The sequence below is a fragment of the Acinetobacter sp. NBRC 110496 genome (genome assembly GCF_000876115.1).
In the GTDB taxonomy this organism is placed as follows: Bacteria; Pseudomonadota; Gammaproteobacteria; order Pseudomonadales; family Moraxellaceae; genus Acinetobacter.
In genome coordinates this window covers 1-18,700 of record NZ_BBTF01000023.1, presented here as the reverse complement: position 1 = coordinate 18,700, position 18,700 = coordinate 1, and the positions used below count along the sequence as shown (strand labels likewise).

The 18,700-nt window shown below is 42.6% G+C and carries 17 protein-coding genes; 8 read left to right on the top strand and 9 right to left on the bottom strand.

All coding sequences use genetic code 11. The annotated features are described in order from the left end of the window. Positions 1 to 2: 2 nt before the first annotated feature. The 5 genes from adeJ to sdsA all read right to left on the bottom strand — a co-directional run bounded on the left by adeJ (position 3) and on the right by sdsA (position 8,706). Positions 3 to 3,176 carry a multidrug efflux RND transporter permease subunit AdeJ gene (gene adeJ, locus Aba26S_RS12250; RefSeq protein ID WP_043972298.1) on the bottom strand — a complete coding sequence of 1,058 codons (3,174 nt, stop codon included), beginning with the start codon at positions 3,174 to 3,176 and terminating at the stop codon, positions 3 to 5. Positions 3,177 to 3,188: 12 nt separating this feature from the next. Beyond that, positions 3,189 to 4,439, bottom strand: a complete 1,251-nt coding sequence (locus Aba26S_RS12245) for an efflux RND transporter periplasmic adaptor subunit (RefSeq protein ID WP_005243845.1) — start codon at positions 4,437 to 4,439, stop codon at positions 3,189 to 3,191. Then, entirely contained in the window at positions 4,426 to 5,076 is a 651-nt protein-coding gene (locus Aba26S_RS12240; protein ID WP_043972295.1) for a phosphatase PAP2 family protein, read from the bottom strand. The genes Aba26S_RS12245 and Aba26S_RS12240 overlap by 14 nt, the downstream gene beginning before the upstream one ends. 589 nt (positions 5,077 to 5,665) lie before the next feature. Then, a complete protein-coding gene (locus Aba26S_RS12235; RefSeq protein WP_043972292.1) occupies positions 5,666 to 7,714 on the bottom strand; it encodes a site-specific recombinase in 2,049 nt (682 codons plus the stop codon). A gap of 14 nt (positions 7,715 to 7,728) precedes the next feature. Then, positions 7,729 to 8,706: an All-trans-nonaprenyl-diphosphate synthase gene (gene sdsA, locus Aba26S_RS12230; RefSeq protein ID WP_005269593.1), complete on the bottom strand. Its 978-nt coding sequence runs from the start codon at positions 8,704 to 8,706 to the stop codon at positions 7,729 to 7,731. A gap of 448 nt (positions 8,707 to 9,154) precedes the next feature. On the opposite strand from sdsA, the gene rplU reads away from it, so the two are divergent. Both rplU and rpmA read left to right on the top strand, forming a co-directional pair. Continuing rightward, positions 9,155 to 9,466 carry a 50S ribosomal protein L21 gene (rplU, locus tag Aba26S_RS12225; RefSeq protein ID WP_004652230.1) on the top strand — a complete coding sequence of 104 codons (312 nt, stop codon included), beginning with the start codon at positions 9,155 to 9,157 and terminating at the stop codon, positions 9,464 to 9,466. Between the two features lie 18 nt (positions 9,467 to 9,484). Beyond that, positions 9,485 to 9,739, top strand: a complete 255-nt coding sequence (gene rpmA / locus Aba26S_RS12220; protein ID WP_004640422.1) for a 50S ribosomal protein L27 — start codon at positions 9,485 to 9,487, stop codon at positions 9,737 to 9,739. 75 nt (positions 9,740 to 9,814) lie between these two features. On the opposite strand, the gene Aba26S_RS12215 is transcribed toward rpmA, so the two are convergent. Beyond that, positions 9,815 to 10,678, bottom strand: a complete 864-nt coding sequence (locus tag Aba26S_RS12215; protein WP_043972288.1) for a pirin family protein — start codon at positions 10,676 to 10,678, stop codon at positions 9,815 to 9,817. 291 nt (positions 10,679 to 10,969) lie between these two features. On the opposite strand from Aba26S_RS12215, the gene lolA reads away from it, so the two are divergent. From lolA to Aba26S_RS12185, 5 genes are all read left to right on the top strand, one after another. After that, on the top strand, positions 10,970 to 11,668 hold the full coding sequence (gene lolA, locus Aba26S_RS12205) for an outer membrane lipoprotein chaperone LolA (RefSeq protein WP_005243833.1): 699 nt from the start codon (positions 10,970 to 10,972) through the stop codon (positions 11,666 to 11,668). Between the two features lie 124 nt (positions 11,669 to 11,792). After that, positions 11,793 to 12,557 (top strand): RsiV family protein, encoded by a 765-nt coding sequence (locus tag Aba26S_RS12200; RefSeq protein WP_005243832.1) that lies wholly within the window; start codon positions 11,793 to 11,795, stop codon positions 12,555 to 12,557. 118 nt (positions 12,558 to 12,675) lie between these two features. Then, complete coding sequence (serS, locus tag Aba26S_RS12195) at positions 12,676 to 13,947, top strand: serine--tRNA ligase (RefSeq protein ID WP_004803122.1); 1,272 nt, start codon at positions 12,676 to 12,678, stop codon at positions 13,945 to 13,947. A gap of 69 nt (positions 13,948 to 14,016) precedes the next feature. Further along, positions 14,017 to 15,408 (top strand): siroheme synthase CysG, encoded by a 1,392-nt coding sequence (cysG, locus tag Aba26S_RS12190; protein WP_043972282.1) that lies wholly within the window; start codon positions 14,017 to 14,019, stop codon positions 15,406 to 15,408. Between the two features lie 65 nt (positions 15,409 to 15,473). Continuing rightward, a complete protein-coding gene (locus Aba26S_RS12185; protein ID WP_005243828.1) occupies positions 15,474 to 15,944 on the top strand; it encodes a tRNA (cytidine(34)-2'-O)-methyltransferase in 471 nt (156 codons plus the stop codon). A gap of 9 nt (positions 15,945 to 15,953) precedes the next feature. Here the strand turns inward: Aba26S_RS12185 and Aba26S_RS12180 are convergent, their stop codons facing one another. Beyond that, positions 15,954 to 16,334, bottom strand: coding sequence for a VOC family protein (locus Aba26S_RS12180; RefSeq protein ID WP_043972278.1), 381 nt, complete (start codon positions 16,332 to 16,334; stop codon positions 15,954 to 15,956). 15 nt (positions 16,335 to 16,349) lie between these two features. Further along, positions 16,350 to 16,733 carry a helix-turn-helix domain-containing protein gene (locus tag Aba26S_RS12175; RefSeq protein WP_005243824.1) on the bottom strand — a complete coding sequence of 128 codons (384 nt, stop codon included), beginning with the start codon at positions 16,731 to 16,733 and terminating at the stop codon, positions 16,350 to 16,352. Between the two features lie 117 nt (positions 16,734 to 16,850). On the opposite strand from Aba26S_RS12175, the gene Aba26S_RS12170 reads away from it, so the two are divergent. Then, the gene (locus Aba26S_RS12170) at positions 16,851 to 17,405 is read left to right on the top strand and encodes a flavodoxin family protein (protein WP_005269623.1); all 555 of its coding nucleotides are present in this window, start codon (positions 16,851 to 16,853) and stop codon (positions 17,403 to 17,405) included. Positions 17,406 to 17,460: 55 nt separating this feature from the next. On the opposite strand, the gene Aba26S_RS21145 is transcribed toward Aba26S_RS12170, so the two are convergent. Continuing rightward, a partial coding sequence (locus Aba26S_RS21145) for a hypothetical protein (RefSeq protein ID WP_171248942.1) occupies positions 17,461 to 18,700 on the bottom strand: 1,240 nt, incomplete at its 5' end.

The following is an 18,700-nucleotide window of genomic DNA, read 5'->3' as shown; positions in this document are numbered from 1 at the left end:
GATCAATGCTCCTGAGTATTTAAAGTTTTAGGTTTGTACTTAAAGATACTACGAATCCACACGAAGAATACAGGGATGAAGAAAATACCTAAAAGTGTTGAAGAAATTACACCACCTAGTACACCATAACCGACCGAGTGTTGGCTACCTGCGCCAGCACCGCTTGCAAGCGCAAGTGGTAAAACACCGAAACCGAATGCAAGTGTGGTCATGATGATCGGACGTAGACGCATTTTCGCAGCATGTAAGGTTGCTTCAAATAGTTCTTCGCCTTGCTCCTGTAATTCTTTTGCGAATTCGACGATCAAGATCGCATTCTTCGCAGATAGACCAATTACGGCAACAATCGCAACCTGGAAGTAAATGTTAAAGGATAAGTTTGGATCACCTTTAATCATCATGCCTAACCATGTTAATGTAAATGCACCGACGATACCTAAAGGTACAACCAGTAATACAGAAACGGGGACTGACCAGCTTTCATAGAGTGCTGCAAGGCACAAGAACACGATTAAGAGTGAAAGAACCAATAATGGCGCTGTTTGGCTACCAGAATCACGCTCTTCTAAAGATAAACCTGTCCATTCATAGTCGAAACCTGATAAGCCCATTGAGGGTAATTTACCAATAATTTGTTCCATCGCCAACATTGCATCACCCGAGCTGACACCTGGTGCTGGAGTACCTTGGATGTTGACAGATGATACGCCGTTATAACGTTCTAGACGAGGTGAACCATAAGTCCATTCACCCTTGGCAAAGCCAGAGAAGGGAACCATTTCGCCTTTGTTGTTACGAACATACCACTTGTTCAAGTCTTCAGGCATCATGCGGGTATCCGCCTCACCTTGGACATAAACTTTTTTCACACGACCACGGTCAACGAAGTCATTGATATATGAGCCACCCCAAGCCATGCTCATGGTGTTGTTAATATCTGCAATACTGACACCCATTGCACCTGCTTGCGCTTGATCAATGGTGATCTGGTACTGTGGTGTATCTTCTTGACCATTTGGACGTACACCCGCAAGACGTTTGTCCTGAGATGCCATACCCAATACTGCATTACGTGCAGCAATCAGTTTTTCATGCCCTTGACCGCTAACATCCTTCAACTGGATATCAAAACCTGAAGCCACACCCAATTCAGGCATTGCAGGTAATTGTAAAGGCATGATGTAAGACGCATCTTTTACAATCATATTCAATGCCATACCACGTTGAATGATGGCACCGATCTGTGATTCAGGTGAAGTACGCTCACTCCAGTCTTTCAATTTAATAAAGGCAAGACCCGCGTTTTGACCTACCCCTGTGAATGAGAAGCCAGCAACTGTAAAGATTGACTCTACATTTTCTTTTTCCTTATTCAAGAAATAGCCAGTCATAGTATCAATGACTTTATCGGTTCGTTCCAAGCTGGCGCTCGGCGGTAATTGAACCAATGTCATCACTACACCTTGGTCTTCTTCTGGCAAGAACGAAGATGGCAACATCTTGTAGATGCCAACCAAGCCTGCAATCACAATTGCATAAAGTAAAAGAGAGAATAACTTGTGGTGGGTCATACGATTGACGCCGCCTTGGTATTTCTCTGAAAGTTTTTCAAAACTACGGTTAAACCAACGGAAGAAACGCGCAAAAATGTTGTTGCTTTCTTGCTTGTTTGGATCGTGTTGTTTTAACAAGGTTGCACACAGGGCAGGGGTAAAGGTTAATGCTACGATCAAAGACAGGATCATCGCAGTAACCAGCGTGATCGAGAATTGACGGTAAATGACCCCAGTGGTTCCACTAAAGAATGCCATCGGTACGAATACCGCGGTTAACACACTGGTAATCCCGACTAAGGCACCCGAAATCTGACTCATTGACTTTTCAGTCGCAGGCACAGGTTCCAGATGTTCTTCCTGCATCACCCGTTCAACGTTTTCGACCACAACGATGGCATCATCCACCAAGAGACCGATGGCAAGTACCATTGCGAACATGGTGAGGGTGTTGATTGAGAAGCCGAAGATATTGATCACGGCAAATGTACCGAGTACCACCACAGGTACAGCCAATGTTGGAATAATCGTTGCGCGCCAGTTCTGTAAGAACAAGAACATCACGATAAATACTAATACGACTGCTTCAATGAGCGTATGGACAACACTTTCAATTGATAGACGAATAAATGGCGTCGTGTCATACGCAAGCTTGTCTTTTAAACCGCTTGGATAGTTATGACGTAACTCAGATAAACGCTTTTCAACTGCGGCAGCGGTATCCAGTGCATTGGCACCTGTTGCCAGTTTGATTGCAACACCACCTGCAGGACTACCATTAAATTTCGAGTCGAATTGGTAGTTATCAGAACCCAATTCCACACGTGCAACATCACCTAAACGAACTTGAGCACCACCTGACGTATTTTTCAGGAAGATGTTTTTAAACTGTTCAGGTGTTTGCAACATGGTTTGTGCATTCACGGTTGCGTTGAGTACTTGACCTGCCGTTGACGGTGCACCACCGAGCTGACCAACCGCCACTTGCGAGTTTTGGGCACGAATGGCTGTTGCAACATCATTTGGCGTCAAGTTAAAGCTGGTGAGTTTTGCTGGATCTAACCAGATACGCATTGCATATGAACCACCAAACACTTGGAGTTCACCTACACCTGCAACACGACTGAGTGGCTCAGAAATATTTGAGTTCACGTAGTCTTTAATGTCAGAGGCAGATAGGCTGTTGTCTGGAGAGTAGAATGCAATAACCTGTAAGAAACTTGCGCCAGACTTGGTTACCTTGACCCCTTGACGTTGCACGTCAGCAGGTAAAAGTGCTGTTGCTGATTGCAGTTTGTTTTGAACCTGAACTTGGGCGATATCTGGATCAACACCTTGTTCGAAGTTTAGGTTAATCGATGCTTGACCATTACCTGCACTGTTTGAAGAAATATAACGTAAACCATCCAAACCATTCATTTGTTGTTCAATGATCTGGGTAACGGTATTTTCAACAGTTTGAGCAGATGCCCCAGGGTAAGTTGCAGAGATTGTTACCGTGGGGGGAGCAATTGTTGGATATTGTGCAACAGGCATTTTTGTCAGCGTGATAATACCCGCCAACATAATGACCAGTGCAATCACCCAAGCAAAGATTGGGCGATGGATAAAAAATTGAGCCATGCAATCTACCCCTTAAGCTTCTGCAGTTGCTTTTTGTTCAGCTTTTGGTGAATTGGCTTTTTGTTGTTCAGCTGCTTTTGGCGCTGTATTTTGACCTTCAGCTGCTTTTGGTTGATAAGGTTTGGCAGACACTTCTTGTCCTTCTTTCACCTTGGCTACACCATCAACAACAACTTTATCACCAGCTTGTAATCCATTAGTTACAATCCAGTCCTGACCTTTTACACCTACGGTTGTAATTGGACGAGTCTCAATTGTGCCTTTGGCATTGACCACTAAAGCAACGGCTTGACCTGTCGGTAAACGAGATACAGCTGCTTGTGGAATTAGGTATGCGTTTGGCAAAACGCCTTGTGAGATTTTAGCCGTTGCATACATCCCTGGTAAGAGCAAGTGGTTTGGATTGGAGAACACTGCCCGTAATGTCACCGTACCTGTATCTGGGTTTACACTGGCGTCAGAGAAAGCCAATTGACCTTCAACTGGGTATTCTGAACCATCTTCAAGCGTGATCTTGACACGGGTATTGTTGCTGTTGTTTAAACTGCCTTTGCTTAACTGTTGGCGTAGACGCAGTAATTCAGCACTCGATTGATTGATATCAACATAGATTGGATCAAGTTGTTGAATTGTCACCAAAGGATCTGCTTGATTTGCAGTGACCAATGCACCTGGCGTCACCGAAGAACGGCTAGACTGGCCTGAGATAGGCGCGCGAACTGTTGAGTAACCTAAAGTAATTTCTGCATTTTTCAATGCTGCTTCAGATGCTGCAACATCAGCTTCAGCCAATTTCACTTGCGCATTGATATCATCATATTCCTGTTTAGAAACCGCATTGGTTCCAACCAGTTGACGATAACGACCTTCTTTCACGCGTAAGGCATTTAAGTTTGCTTGTTGACGCAATAAGGTTGCACGAGCATTGTCTGCTGTGGCACGGTTGGTATTGGCATCAATTTGATAAAGTGCTTGACCTGCTTGAACGTAGCTACCCTCAGCAAATAATCGTTTTAAGATCACGCCACCAGTTTGTGGACGAACTTCCGAAACTTGGTATGCTGAGGTTCGCCCTGACAGTTCGACGTTTTGTTCAACACTTTGTGGTTGAGCGACAATGACACCCACTTCTGGAGGCGGCATCTTTTGGGCAGCAGCAGCTTGCTGTGCATTTTTAGGGTCTTTGCTACAACCAACAAGCGCAATGCTTGTTGCTAATGCGCAAGCAGTTAGGGCAGGAGCCCAAAGCTTAGCCGACATCATTATTCCACCTCAATTTAGATTTTTTATCTAAAAACAAATTGTTGCTGAAAGTGCTTTGATACAGCCAAAACCAAAGCAACGAAGTCCAAATCAACCCAATTCCCCAACCGGCAAGTACGTCAGTTGGGTAGTGAACCCCAGCGTAAACTCTAGATATCCCCATGAAGATAAACCATAAAGTAGATACTAAAATGACACTGTTGCGATGTTTATATTGTTGACACAACAATATGGCTAAACTCGCAAGGGTTGCAGCATAAAGGCTATGGGCACTTGGGAAGGATGCGCCATAACTTTGAACCAAGTGATAAAACTCCATTGGTCTTGGCCGATCAATACTCCATTTCAGAACCCAACCAATCGCAATACTGCCAGTCACACTAAAAGAGATAAATATCAAATTTTTATAATTTTTAATCCAAGTTTGGTAAAGACACAAAAATGTGGTTAAAAATAGTAAAAAAGGCATCCCACCGAGTCTGGAAAGCAGAATTGTTACATGATTAAGAGTAAATGAACGGTGCTCAAAAAAAGCTTGAACACTCAAAAGATCTAAAGTTGATGCGTTGGGATTGATTAATCCAATCACACCAAGTCCTAAAAAAAAGCAACCAATACAAAGCAATAGGTAAGGCATCCGCTACTCATTTTTTGCTTAACCGATGTTTAGGGGGTGTTGAGTGTTTGAAAGTGTACTCGCGAGTACACTTTTGGTCAAGTCTTGAAATTTTATGATAATTTCATTTCTATGTTTTTTTAAGATGTAGTAAAAAAACATAACAAAATTTGATGTATATCTCATTTTTACTTTGATCTTTTCATCTGTTAAAAGAGGTTCTACTTATCATAAATGCTCTAGTTAATATTGTAGAGGATCTTCTAAAAGTGTAATTCAACCCAATTAGAACATATAGATTTATATCGACTTTTAGGCTTCAAGTACAGCATTTAGAAATGAAGTACTAATTATCTGTTAACAGTGTCAGGTTACTAACCAAGCGGGGAAATGAGCTGGTATAACTTAAATCTTTCCATTTCTTTTGAGAGACGTAGGCGTTGAGGTCATAGTCTCTCCTGATCAAAGGCGATACCGTGACAGAGCAGAGGTCTATTGATTAATAGATGTAGGGAATACCAACCCATTTAAACTATTTTTGGTTGGCTGATTATACGCAAAAATAGTTCAAAGGTTAGACTTTTACTTTGAGGTCTTTGTCTGTAAAAGCTTAGTGGGGTGTTGGACTATTTTTACTTTGCTCTTCAACCTCGACGGGTTGCTTTGGAGGCCAGAAAAAATCACTTGGTCGAGTCAGAAAGTGGGTGGTTACTAATTTTGCTAAGGGCTTCCATTGTGCAAAACGCACACGTCGTGCACGAAGTGCAACAATAATGGTCAAGGTAAAGCTAACAAATAAGTTGGTTAAACCAATCAGCATCACACCAAGAAATGAGACTAAAATCAAACCAATGTCAGGACTGCCAATGGTCATTAAACCTTGAATAAAGTTTGCTGAAGCAAAGGCGATGTGACGAATATCTAAAGGCAAGCCTAAAATAAATCCAATGGTTCCCATGCTGCCAAGCATAATCCCGAACAGAAAGTTACCAGCCAATGCCCCGAGATTGGTTTCGATATAATTGGCAAACTTGTCTAAGCGTTTTTGCCCCATCCAGCGTTTTAGGCTTCGATGCTGTTTTAAACGAGGACCGACTTTACGGTAGACTGCCAAGTTATCGAAATAACCTGCAATTAGACCAGAGAAGAATAAGCACACACCCGCAATTGCCGCATGTGGAACAGCTAAAGAGGTGAATGGATTCAGGCTGTGTAAGAGTGTGGCCGATTTGGCATGATTGAGTAAAGGTTCGCCCAAATTGTATTGCCATAAATAGGTAATTAATGCTGCAGTTGGTATGGCAATCGAGATATTGCCTAAAATGGCGATAAACTGGGTTCGGATAATATTAATGATCAATGCGGCCAGTTCTGCAATCTGTGCGGTTTTGCTGCCTTTTTGTTGCTGTACGGTTGAAGCCAGAGCAGCTGCAGTCATGGCTGGCTGCTTGGTGGCAACGGTAAAGTGCAACACATGAATCAGCATAAAACCAAGCGCATAGTTCATGCTGTATAAAAAAGCATGACCAAACGGCGCCAGTACCAAACGGGCTGTTAAAATCTTGAGTGTTGCCATGGTGGCAATAATCGCACCAGCACCAGCCGCTGCTTTATACATGCCAAAGAAGCCGGCTTTGTCTGTACTTACGTAATGTTCACCTGTTTTACTGGCATTTTCCGTCACCTGTAAGGCAATTAACTCACTGGTTGAGGTGAGTAAATGACGGACACTTTTCTCATTATAATGCGCTTTGGTTAAGTCAGTGATTAACTCACCTAATGCCGTGTATCGAGCGTCATTCTTGCTGGCCAGTAAGGTCAGTAACAGTTCGATACGGTCAATGGCTTGCTCTAGTAGCGACAATAAATAGGTCAGACTGATACTGACACCAATCCGTTTAGTGGCACGGCGAATTTTCAGTACGACTTCACGACATTGATCCAGCATTACAAAGGCTTGAGAGGCATCTGGTGGCGGTAAAACTGCAACCGCATCTTGGTCATCAATCTGTTTTTTATATTTTTCAATGAACTCTACAATTTCTCGGTTTTGTACCAGAAAAGGAGATTCATATTCCGTAATATCGGGTTGTGCATTGATAAATTCAGGATATAAGCCGATCCCACTGATCCGATAAGATAGTACCGTAATGGCTTTAATGAGCTCATTCTTTGAAATCTGTTTTTCAGTAGTATTGCTTTGACTTTCACCTAACAGGTTAAAGAGCGTAATCCAGTCCTGGTTGTCAATCAGATCGAGCCATTCACTGTCATTTTCCTGATGAAAGACTTTCCCAATCAAGGTTTTGAGTTGTTGGCCATCTTCGACTAAAGGAAGGAAATGTGCGCCTAAACGTTGTCCTAACTGATTCCAGAAGCCATCCAGCGAGAGAATGCCGCTATCGGCATATAAACTAATCTGTTTATATTGGCTGATCAGTTTCAGTAAAAAATTCTGTACGAGAATTGCTGATGTTGGTGTCAGCAATAATATTTTGATCAACGCATGAATACGTTGTTTGACTTCATCTGCATCATTGGAATTTTTTGGGCGTATCCGATTGACCAGTTCAATCAGCAGTTGTTCATCAAGAACAGCTTGAGGTTGATCAAGCTGTTCCTGCATTTTTAAAAAAAGATCAGATACAGTTAATTGCATAGATAGTCAGAAAATTATTGTAGTCGATGTAAAGCCATTAAAGTCAAATTGATCAGTGCTTGGCGATATTCATTATCTGGTAGCGCTTTTAACGCCTCTAAAGCGGCATCCGTTTCTTGTTGTGCACGTTTTTGACAGTAATCTAGGCCACCTGAGTGATGAACAATTTCAATCACTTTATCTAAATGCTCCACACCACCCGTTGCAATACTACGACGAATGATCTCGTGATCATCACCAGTTGAATGAGCTAATGCTGAAATTAACGGTAAAGTCGGTTTGCCTTCCATTAAATCATCACCAATATTTTTACCTAATGTTTCTGCATCAGAGGTGTAATCTAAAATATCGTCAATAATTTGAAAGGCATTACCAAAATGACCTGCGAAGCGACGCAAAGGTTCACGATATTCTTCCGTCCCTGCCAAAATGGCTGCGCCTTCGGTGGCGAGCTCAAATAGACGGGAGGTTTTACCGTGGATAATTCTTAAATAGGTTTCTTCAGTGGTTTCTGGCTGGTGCTGAGATTGCAGCTGTAATACTTCACCTTCTGCGATTTCACAGGTTCCTGTTGAAAAATCTTTTAATAAGGTCATATTATTTAAATCGACCAATAAATCAAAAGCTCTTGAAATCAGAAAGTCACCGACCAAAACAGCAGTCTGGTTGTTCCAGGTTGCGTTTGCAGTGGGGCGACCACGGCGTAGGCTCGATTCATCTACGACATCGTCATGCACCAAGGTCGCGGTATGTAGCATTTCAATCACGGCTGCCAAGTGTTGTGCTTGTTGCATATTGGCTAGACCGCAGGCACGCGCAGCGAGTAAGCACATGATCGGACGCATACGTTTACCGCCTGCTTCTACGACATGCTTGCTGACACTCATCACTAAACCGACTTTAGAGCTAATTCCTTCATTAATGAGGCGATCCATCGCAGCAAAATCTGTCGCAACAGGGGAGAGAATGTCTTGCTTAAAATCGATAACCATATGAAGAAAAACCTCGTATAGGTGGGTAATGTTGCCAAGTGTATCAATTAATCGGCCACTTAACAGTTATACAGACTGTGTAATCCGTCATTTAAGACACGATGGTGAGTTTTTTGGTCTTAATTTAGACAGAAAAGGGAGTTTCCCACCGAATGCCATCACTTTAATTATGGCGTTGTAAAAACACAGCTTGTTATAGTTGCAATTTGTTTTTTTAAATGTATTTCAAATTTTGATCAGAAGCAATCAAAACAGTTCGTCATCAATCTAATTGATTTTGCTCAAAAATTCAAACAAGTTAACGATATCCATATGTTTATGTAAAATCACTTGTTGTTTGATCAATTTTCACTTAAAATTTGTCCCCTTGTATAACCCCAGTGGCGTTCGTCTTAAGATCGGTATATCCCTTTATCGACACGACGACACGGGCAAGTTGGAGTACATTATGTACGCAGTAATCCAAAGCGGTGGTAAACAGCACCGTGTTGTTGAGGGTGAAACCCTTAAAGTAGAATTATTGAAAGCTGAAACTGGCGCGACTATTACGTTTGATGACGTATTAATGGTTGTTAACGGTGACAACATTCAAATCGGTGCTCCAGTTGTAGCTGGCGCAAAAGTAACTGCAGAAGTAGTTGGCCATGGTCGTCACGACAAAATCCGCATCATCAAAATGCGTCGTCGTAAACACTACCGTAAGCAACAAGGTCACCGTCAATGGTTTACCGAGTTGAAAATTACTGGTATCGCAGGCTAATACGAGGAGTAAATAGACATGGCAACTAAAAAAGCCGGTGGATCGACGAAGAACGGTCGTGATTCGAATCCTAAGATGTTAGGTGTTAAAGTTTACGGTGGTCAAACTGTAACTGCTGGTAACATCATCGTTCGTCAACGTGGTACAGAATTCCACGCTGGTGCAAATGTTGGTATGGGCCGTGACCATACTTTATTTGCTACTGCTGACGGCGTAGTAAAATTTGAAGTGAAAGGTCAATTTGGCCGTCGCTATGTAACTGTTGAAGCTTAAGTTTTAATAGTTCGAAAAAACCCGCTTTTAGCGGGTTTTTTTATATGTACTGGATTTTTGCAGTATGTATTGGTTTTAAGATTTTCCGAAAGCCCCGCTTTTTAAATCCTCATAGGCCTGTAAAATTTCCGCATAACTGTTCATCACAAAAAAGCCATGTCCATTGATCGGCTCCTGCAAGGGTGGTGCAGATAAAAATAACAGATCACTATCCTCTAATGCCGTAATTGAAACATCGGTATCAAAGCTCGACATTACCGCTAAGGCTTGTTCTTCCAAAATGTCTTCATGTTCAGTGAATTGAAGCTTACCTTTACGGAGATAAATTAAAGTGCTGTCGCCATGCTGGGCAGGAAGTATTAACGGATGCCCTTTATTTAAATGAACGTCTAAGACCTGCATCGGGCTAAATGTTTGTGCTATGCCCTGAATATTTTGAAACTGTCCCGCCACAATCCGCACATAGCCTGCATCTTGTTCGAGTGGTACTTTAGGGATGGTGTGATTCAATAAACTTTGATAACGCGGTGGAGACATCTTATCTTTTGCGGGAAGGTTGACCCATAATTGCAGCATTTCAAAGTATCCGCCCCGTTCACGAAAGGCAGGGCTAAAATGTTCTGTATGCTGAATGCCAGAGGCTGCAGTCATCCATTGCACATCACCTTGGCCGATGATTCCGCCTTGCCCGGTTGAGTCTTGGTGTTGTAGTTCGCCCGCAAACACAAATGTCACCGTTTCAAAACCACGGTGTGGATGTTCATTCACGCCTTTTTTACTGCTTTTTGGCGCCAAGCGCCCTGGCCCTAGGTGATCTAGCAATAAAAAGGGGGAGGTGGTATTGCCCAGCTCTTGATAAGAAAACACGGAAAGAGCTGGATAAAAATCACCAATCGCAAATCGAGTGTCATTGCGATGGATAAAGGCAAGACTTTTCATGAATGATACAGGTTAAAATCATTGGTTTTTAGCTTAGCAAATGTTGATGATTCGTCTAGATTCAAGCTGATCAATAATTTTCCCTGATCGGACATTGACGAATGCCACTGGTGAATGGTCGAAAAGTTAATTTTCGTTCTTACAATCTCTACATAAAGGCTGTAACTTCATACATAATGCAGAACTTTGCGACACGAATTACACAAAATCATTGCTTTTCTTCATTTTTTTAATGATCAAAAACAGTAAGATGTCGTCATACCAGTAGAAATCTGATAGAAGGTTGTTTTTATGAATTTCGTAAAAAAAATGGCTTATGCTGCAACGTTAAGTGCAATGACACTTGCTCCTGTTGTGAGTAGTCAGGTCTTCGCTGCACCAGTCGCTGCATCGGCCCAGCAAGCCACGACCAGTTTGGTTCAACAGCTATCTGGCTTGCAACGATTCACCGCAGATTTTGAACAAACCACAAAAGTGGCAACCAGTAATAAAGCAGTACAAAAAAAGGGTTTAACTGCTCAACATATGAATCAGGCTTTTAAGGGGACGATGAAAGTTGAACGTCCCGGGAAGTTCTATTGGGAGACCACGAGTCCGGCAAAACAAACGATCGTGACTACAGGTAAAGTGGTGTGGATTTATGATCCAGACTTACAGCAAGCGGTACGTCAAAGTCTGGATGACCAAATTGCCAATACGCCTGCCTTGTTGTTGTCAGGTAATACCAATCAGATCATGCAAACATATCGTGTGACTCAGCCTGACCGCACCAAGTTGTATTACACCTTGTATCCAAAACAGGAAGATGGGGCTTTCCAAAGTCTGACCATTAGTTTTGGAGCGAATAAAGCGCCAAACTTGATGGTATTACAGGACTCTTTAGGTCAGACCACTTATGTGCGTTTTAGCAACCTGAAAGTGAATCAGCCGATTCCAGCTTCGGTGTTTAATTTTACCCCACCTAAAGGCACCGATATTATTGATCAGTAATCGATTGCCTCCTCTAAAAAGCCGCAACTGTTGCGGCTTTTTTTCTGGGCGAATTCTGGATACATTTTTTAATTTCATCTCTGGGCAAGGCTTTGTATAGTGAAGAAAAACATCAGAGACTTGCATGACGATGAAGACTTCACAATTATCAAAAATGATTCCACTGCTCCCAATTCTGACAGTTGTTGCACTTGCGGGTTGCCAACCCAAAAAGGACAGTTCAGCGACAACGGAAAAAGTGGATATTCCATTGATTCATGCAAAAGTCGTGGCGGTTAAACTGCCAAAACAAAAAGTGTGTCTAGAGGATGGCTGCACTACTTATGATTTACAAACAGTTGAAACTAATCAGAAATGGATTGATGACTATTTCGTAAACCGAATGAAAAAGGCCGAGCCAAATGCATTTTCCAATATTGCGGATCAAAAAGTAAAAGTTCCAGCGGATGAGCCATCGCAAAGTGAAAGCAGTACTTATGTGCGTTTTATTGGGCAAAATTATAATCTAGCGACTTTTGCGATCCAGACTTATTCCTACTCTGCGGGGGCGGCACATGGTATGTCACATCAAGAATTTGTGAATTTTGATTTGAGCAATAAAAAACATATCACGGTCAGTGAATTGCTCAAGCCTGATATGAATACCAAACTGCGTGATGAACTGTATGCATCCAATCAAAACTGGCTCGAAGACCATAGCATCAAGAAAGAGCAACTCCAGGTCAGCGATAACTATTATTATGGTGTGAATGGTATCGTATTTGTTTATCCGCTGTATGAACTGGCGTCCTATGCTGAAGGCATGAGTGAATTGACGTTGCCATATTATGCTGCCAAACAGTTTGTGAAGGCGGAATATTTACCGAGCCTGCCTAAAGATCCAAACTAGTTCTTCTCCAGCATCTACATCTCAGGTGTAGATGCTGAGACTTTGTTGCCAATCGCTGTATTTTTTTAGGTTAAAGCCTTACACTATAGCCAGTTTTTTTCTCTATTCATGATTGATTATGATCGACCCAAAATTACTTAGAAATAATATCGAAGCGGTCAACGCTGCTTTGGCAAAACGTGGTATTCAGCTAAATGTGCAAGAGTGGGCTGATTTAGAAGCTCGCCGTAAAGATTTGCAATCCAAAGCTGAAAACTTGCAAGCTGAGCGTAATGCGGGTGCCAAGCAAGTCGGTCAAATCAAAAAGTCGGGTGGAGACGCTTCTGAAATCATGGCGCGTATGGCAGCCATTGGTGATGAGATTAAAGCTGCGGAAGTGGCTTTAGCTGAGTTGCAAGCCGAGCTTGAGCAAAAATCATTGGCGATTCCAAACTTGCCTGATGAATCTGTTCCCTTTGGTAAAGATGAAAGCGATAACCTTGAAATCTTAAAATGGGGCACACCACGTCAATTTGATTTCGAGATTAAAGATCATACCGACCTTGGTGAAATGATGGGTGGTCTGGAATTTGAAACTGCGACCAAATTAACAGGCTCACGTTTCAGTGTTTTGAAAGGTCCTTTGGCGCGTTTACAACGTGCTTTGGCTCAGTTCATGCTGGATACACATACGCTTAAAAATGGCTATACCGAAGCTTATGTCCCATATTTGGTCAATGCAGACAGCTTACGTGGTACAGGTCAACTGCCTAAGTTTGAAGAAGATTTATTCAAGCTACAAGGTGAAAAAGAGTATTACCTGATTCCAACGGCTGAAGTGCCAGTAACCAACTTCGTTCGTGACGAAATTATTGATGCTGATCGTTTACCACTGAAATATTCTGCACATACCCCATGTTTCCGTAGCGAAGCAGGTTCTTATGGTCGTGATACCCGTGGTTTGATTCGCCAACACCAATTCGACAAGGTCGAAATGGTGCAAATCGTGAAACCAGAGCACTCTATGCAGGCACTTGAAGAATTGACTGCACACGCAGAGGGTATTTTGCAGGCATTGGGCTTACCGTACCGTAAGATTTTGCTCTGTGGTGGTGACATGGGCTTTGGCGCAGTTAAAACCTATGACCTAGAAGTCTGGGTACCAAGCCAAGATACCTATCGTGAAATTTCAAGCTGCTCAAATATGGGCGATTTCCAAGCACGCCGTATGAAAGCACGCTACCGTGTCGATCAGAAGAAGATCGAATTGGTGCATACCTTGAATGGTTCAGGTTTAGCGGTGGGTCGTACCTTGCTTGCGGTGATGGAAAACTATCAACGTGCTGATGGTTCAATCGAGATTCCAGAAGTTTTACGTCCATATATGGGCGGTGTTAGCTATATCGACTAAACTTTGCATCGAATGTGTGTGCATCGTTTTTGCTTGAGCTCAGTCAGATTGAAAATATAGAGGCGTGATGTGGAAATTTTCCCAATCTCTTTAAAGTTGCAGCAGCAACGTGGTCTGATTGTGGGTGGTGGGCATATTGCCTACCGCAAAGCAAGCCTGCTCGTCAAAGCTGGTGCAATCGTCGATGTGATTGCACCAGACATCCTTCCTGAATTACGCCAACTGGTTGAGCAATCGACAGGGCAATATATTCAAGCGCCTTTTTCTGAAAATGTTTTGTCAATGCCTTATCGCTTGGTGATTGCTGCGACAGATCAGCCCGAAGTCAATAAAAGTGTATTTGAACAGTGTGAACAGCGTCATCTGCTGGTGAATAGTGTTGATGATATTCCGCATTGTCGCTTTATGGTGCCTGCGATTATTGATCGCTCGCCCTTGGTAATCTCGGTGGCTTCCAATGGCGCATCACCCGTGTTATCCAGACAGCTACGTACTCAGATCGAAACCATTGTGCCGCATGGTATGGGCAAATTGGCTGAATTTTCAGGCCAGTGGCGTAAGCAAGTCAAAGCCAAAATTGCCAATCCAGACGAACGCCGTGTCTTCTGGGAAAACCTGTATGCCAGCCCGCTGAAAGAACAGGTTTTCAATGATAATATCGATGTAGCCAATGATCTGATTGAGCAGGCTTTAACAGAATGGACTGCGCCGAAAGGTGAGGTGTATCTGGTGGGAGCAGGGCCGGGTGATCCAGAACTGCTGACTTTAAAAGCCTTACGTTTGATGCAACAAGCCGATGTGGTGATTTATGACCGTTTGGTGTCAGCACCGATTCTAGATTTGTGTCGCCGTGATGCTGAAAAGATTTATGTGGGTAAAGCACGTTCTAATCATTCTGTTCCACAAGATGGTATCAACGCCTTATTGGTAGATTATGCGCAACAAGGTAAACGTGTATGCCGCTTAAAAGGTGGTGATCCTTTTATCTTTGGGCGTGGTGGAGAGGAAATTCAAGAGTTGGTGGAAGCCAATGTGACGTTCCAAGTTGTGCCGGGGATTACCGCAGCTTCAGGTTGTTCGGCTTATGCGGGTATTCCACTAACGCATCGTGATTATGCGCAAAGTGTGCGTTTCCTGACAGGGCATTTAAAAGAAGGCTCACCTGAGTTACCTTGGAATGAACTGGTTTACGAAAACCAAACTTTAGTCCTTTATATGGGACTGGTCGGTTTGGAACGTATTTGTGAGCAATTGATAGCCCATGGCCAGCGTCCAAGCATGCCTGTGGCCTTAATTTCCAAAGGTACTACCCCTGAGCAAAAAGTGGTGGTAGGTACATTGGCAGACATCGCAACCAAAGTATCTGAACATCAGATCGTGGCGCCGACTTTAACCATTATTGGTGAAGTGGTGAGTCTACGTGAACAGTTAAAATGGCAATCCCTCCCAACCTCCCTTTAAAAAAGGGAGGAGTCCCCCTCTTTTTTAAAGAGGGGCTAGGGGAGATTTTAAAGTAGAGAAAATTTGTGATTCATGTCGTTCTATATGAGCCTGAGATTCCAGCGAATACAGGTAATATCATTCGTTTATGTGCCAATACAGGTGCGCAGCTACATTTAGTCAAACCATTGGGTTTTGAGCTGGATGATAAGAAGTTGAAGCGTGCAGGTCTGGATTACCACGAGTGGGCGAGAATGCAAATCTGGGACAATATCGAACTTTGTCTTGCCGACTTAAAAACCAAAGGCGTTGAGCATGTCTTTCCGCTTACCACCAAAGGGACAGCGACACCGCATACGGTTAATCTGAATCGCCCAGTTGCTTTGTTGATGGGGCCTGAAACCCGTGGTCTGCCAGAGCAGGTGCGTTTGATGTTCCCGCAAGAGCAATGGATTCGTTTGCCGATGGCGGAAAATTCAAGAAGCTTAAACCTTTCGAATGCAACTGCCGTGATTGTCTATGAGGCGTGGCGACAACAAGGTTTTAAACAACTCTAGTTTCGCAGCTTAGAGATCACCATACGGGCTGGCCACAACCAACGTATAACCATTCAGATCTTTAAAACAAATCTCTCGGTGATGTGCATTGGGATTGTATTTGGGGCCTTCTAAAATTTCGACTTGATGGGTTTGTAAATTCTCTACAATCTCATCAAATTGAGTACTTTCAAACCAAAGTAAAACGCCGTTACCAACTACCCGTTTCGGGTCTCCGATATGTGAGTGGTCATGGGCTTGCCATTGATGCAATTGCAGCACCATGCACTGCTCAAACAGCAATTGTTCATATTCTCTGCCACCATGTCCGCTCTTTAAACCCAGTACCGTTTGATACCACAGGCTGGTTTTCTCGACATCGGCCACCGCAATCAAAGGCTGTGGGTACATATGCATCTCACGAAATTATTCGAATTGTTGTTGCTGTATCGTATCAAAACGTTGTTGAGCGTATATTACTTGTTCGATGTTACTTTCAGCCCAATCTTTGAGTTGGTACGCCATTTCTGCAACTTCCAGACCGAGTGGGGTGAGTGAATAATCGACTCGAATCGGTGCCGTATCTTGTACTTGTCTTTGAATAAAGCCATCACGTTCCAGCATTTTTAGTTTCTGTGACAATACTTTAGGTGAGATGCCTTGAATGCTCTTTTTGAGTAAATTGAAATGTTGGGTATCTCGGGCGAGTGTATTGATAATCAATAAAACCCATTTGTCTGCAATTTTTTCAAAAAATAAACGAGCAGGACAATGTTGTTGATAAATATCATATTTTAATGCCTGATTCATGGCGACAACCCTCATTTCTACAATATGATGCCCGTAGTTACCAATAGGTAACTAATTGACACCTAGTTTCTAAAATATATCATTAAATCGAACTTTTGAAAAATTTTGGATAATCCCATGACAAAAATTGCAGTTGTATATTTCTCTGGCTATGGCCATACCAAAGTGGTTGCTGAAACTTTTGCAGGTGCAATTGATGCAGCTTTGATTGAAATTGATCAGAATGGTGAGATCACAGAGCAAGACTGGCAGACTTTGAATGATGCACAGGGTATTGTTTTTGGCGCACCGACGTATATGGCGGCAACCCCTTGGCAATTTAAGAAATTTGCTGATGCTTCTTCAAAAATCTGGTTTACCCGTGGTTGGCAAGATAAAGTCTTTGCAGGTTTTACAAACAGCGCGAGTTTGAATGGTGATAAGCAAGTGACTTTGATTCAATTGCAAACCTTGGCCTCTCAGCATGGCGGTATTTGGGTGAGTTTGGGGTTATTACCAGCCAATACCAAAGATGCAAAACGTGAAGATGTAAACAACTTAGGTGGCTCGGTTGGATTGCTGGTTCAGTCACCATCGGATGCGAGTACCGATGAGATTCCGACAGGGGACTTGGAAACAGCGAAACTTTATGCAAAACGTGTGAAGTCGATTGTTGAAAAATTGCATGGTTGATTTTTATCTCAACAAACAAGCCCTTTGCATCTAGATGATGCAAAGGGCAATCTGGTTATTTAGGATGGAAACTTTTCGCTGTTACGATATCGTTATCTGTATTAATTAAAGCAAAGTTGGTTTTTGTAATTTGTCCCCATGAATAACTTCGGGTGATTACGTTAGCTGAAACTTGTATCATGCTATTCATTGCGCCAGCACAAGTAAAATAAGATGTAGCCTGACTTATAGATTGACCAATTTGTACTTGATTGAACTGTTGCTGAGTAGGTTCGCAGTTGAAACGCTGTGTTGAGTTATTATAGGATTTAGTAGAAAGACTACCATTATCAAAGCTAAATAGTGTGAATTGTGACCCAACACGCCCCCAATTATAGGTAAGCTTAGACTCACTATTACTCACAGCCACAGCGCCTTGTAAAACGCCTTCGCAGCCCAATTGGCTTCTTGCTGTATTGTAATCGGAACCTAGATTCACGTTCATCCATTGTTCTGTTGTCGGTGTACAACTTGAGACACTACCAGATTTAGGAGTAAATGATTTGGTTGTGACTTGTCCATTACTGAAACCAAGTTGAACATAGTTCTGGTTGATTAAATTACCCCAGTGATAGGTGAGTTTTGGTGTGCTACCGACATCCGTAATATTCAGTAAAATCCCCTCACAGCCAATTTTAGTCATTGCTGTTTGATAGTTGTCACCGATGCGGATATTGCTCCATGCAGATTGGTTTGGTTCACAGCTAGAGTTTTGATTTGAGCTGTTATAAGAAAGTCCTGTTAATCGATTATTGTCAAAATTTAACACGAGAAATTGTTTGCTTGCAGTTCCCCAGTTATAGCTTGTTTGTATTGTATTATCTGAAACTGAAAGACTATTGCCTGTTTGACCTTTACAGCCAATAATTTGTTCTACTTCACCACGATTTAAACCGGTTTTTATTTGATTGAGAGCAGCACCTGTTGGGAAGCAGCTAGATTCTGGTTGTCGTTCTGGTACAAAGGTTTTACCTGTTATCCGATTATTCTGAAAATTTGCTGAAACACTATTAGTTTTAGTCAGTTCACCCCATAAATAGTTACTTTGGGTGACTCCATTTGCGACAACAGTATCGGATTTCCATACTCCATTACATCCTAGCTTAGTATTGCTTTGAGCCAGACTATCTCCCATTTTTAGTTGTAACCATTGATCATAAGTTAATGCACAATTTGTTGGCGTTGGCGTTGGCGTTGGCGTTGGCGTTGGCGTTGGCGTTGGCGTTGGCGTTGGCGTTGGCGTTGGCGTTGGCGTT

Bases quoted from the DNA above. Each gene is read 5' to 3' on its own strand.
- adeJ (WP_043972298.1), bottom strand. From the start codon at position 3,176: ATGGCTCAATTTTTTATCCATCGCCCAATCTTTGCTTGGGTGATTGCA.
- Aba26S_RS12245 (WP_005243845.1), bottom strand. From the start codon at position 4,439: ATGATGTCGGCTAAGCTTTGGGCTCCTGCCCTAACTGCTTGCGCATTA.
- Aba26S_RS12240 (WP_043972295.1), bottom strand. From the start codon at position 5,076: ATGCCTTACCTATTGCTTTGTATTGGTTGCTTTTTTTTAGGACTTGGT.
- Aba26S_RS12235 (WP_043972292.1), bottom strand. From the start codon at position 7,714: ATGCAATTAACTGTATCTGATCTTTTTTTAAAAATGCAGGAACAGCTT.
- sdsA (WP_005269593.1), bottom strand. From the start codon at position 8,706: ATGGTTATCGATTTTAAGCAAGACATTCTCTCCCCTGTTGCGACAGAT.
- rplU (WP_004652230.1), top strand. From the start codon at position 9,155: ATGTACGCAGTAATCCAAAGCGGTGGTAAACAGCACCGTGTTGTTGAG.
- rpmA (WP_004640422.1), top strand. From the start codon at position 9,485: ATGGCAACTAAAAAAGCCGGTGGATCGACGAAGAACGGTCGTGATTCG.
- Aba26S_RS12215 (WP_043972288.1), bottom strand. From the start codon at position 10,678: ATGAAAAGTCTTGCCTTTATCCATCGCAATGACACTCGATTTGCGATT.
- lolA (WP_005243833.1), top strand. From the start codon at position 10,970: ATGAATTTCGTAAAAAAAATGGCTTATGCTGCAACGTTAAGTGCAATG.
- Aba26S_RS12200 (WP_005243832.1), top strand. From the start codon at position 11,793: ATGACGATGAAGACTTCACAATTATCAAAAATGATTCCACTGCTCCCA.
- serS (WP_004803122.1), top strand. From the start codon at position 12,676: ATGATCGACCCAAAATTACTTAGAAATAATATCGAAGCGGTCAACGCT.
- Aba26S_RS12180 (WP_043972278.1), bottom strand. From the start codon at position 16,334: ATGTACCCACAGCCTTTGATTGCGGTGGCCGATGTCGAGAAAACCAGC.
- Aba26S_RS12175 (WP_005243824.1), bottom strand. From the start codon at position 16,733: ATGAATCAGGCATTAAAATATGATATTTATCAACAACATTGTCCTGCT.
- Aba26S_RS12170 (WP_005269623.1), top strand. From the start codon at position 16,851: ATGACAAAAATTGCAGTTGTATATTTCTCTGGCTATGGCCATACCAAA.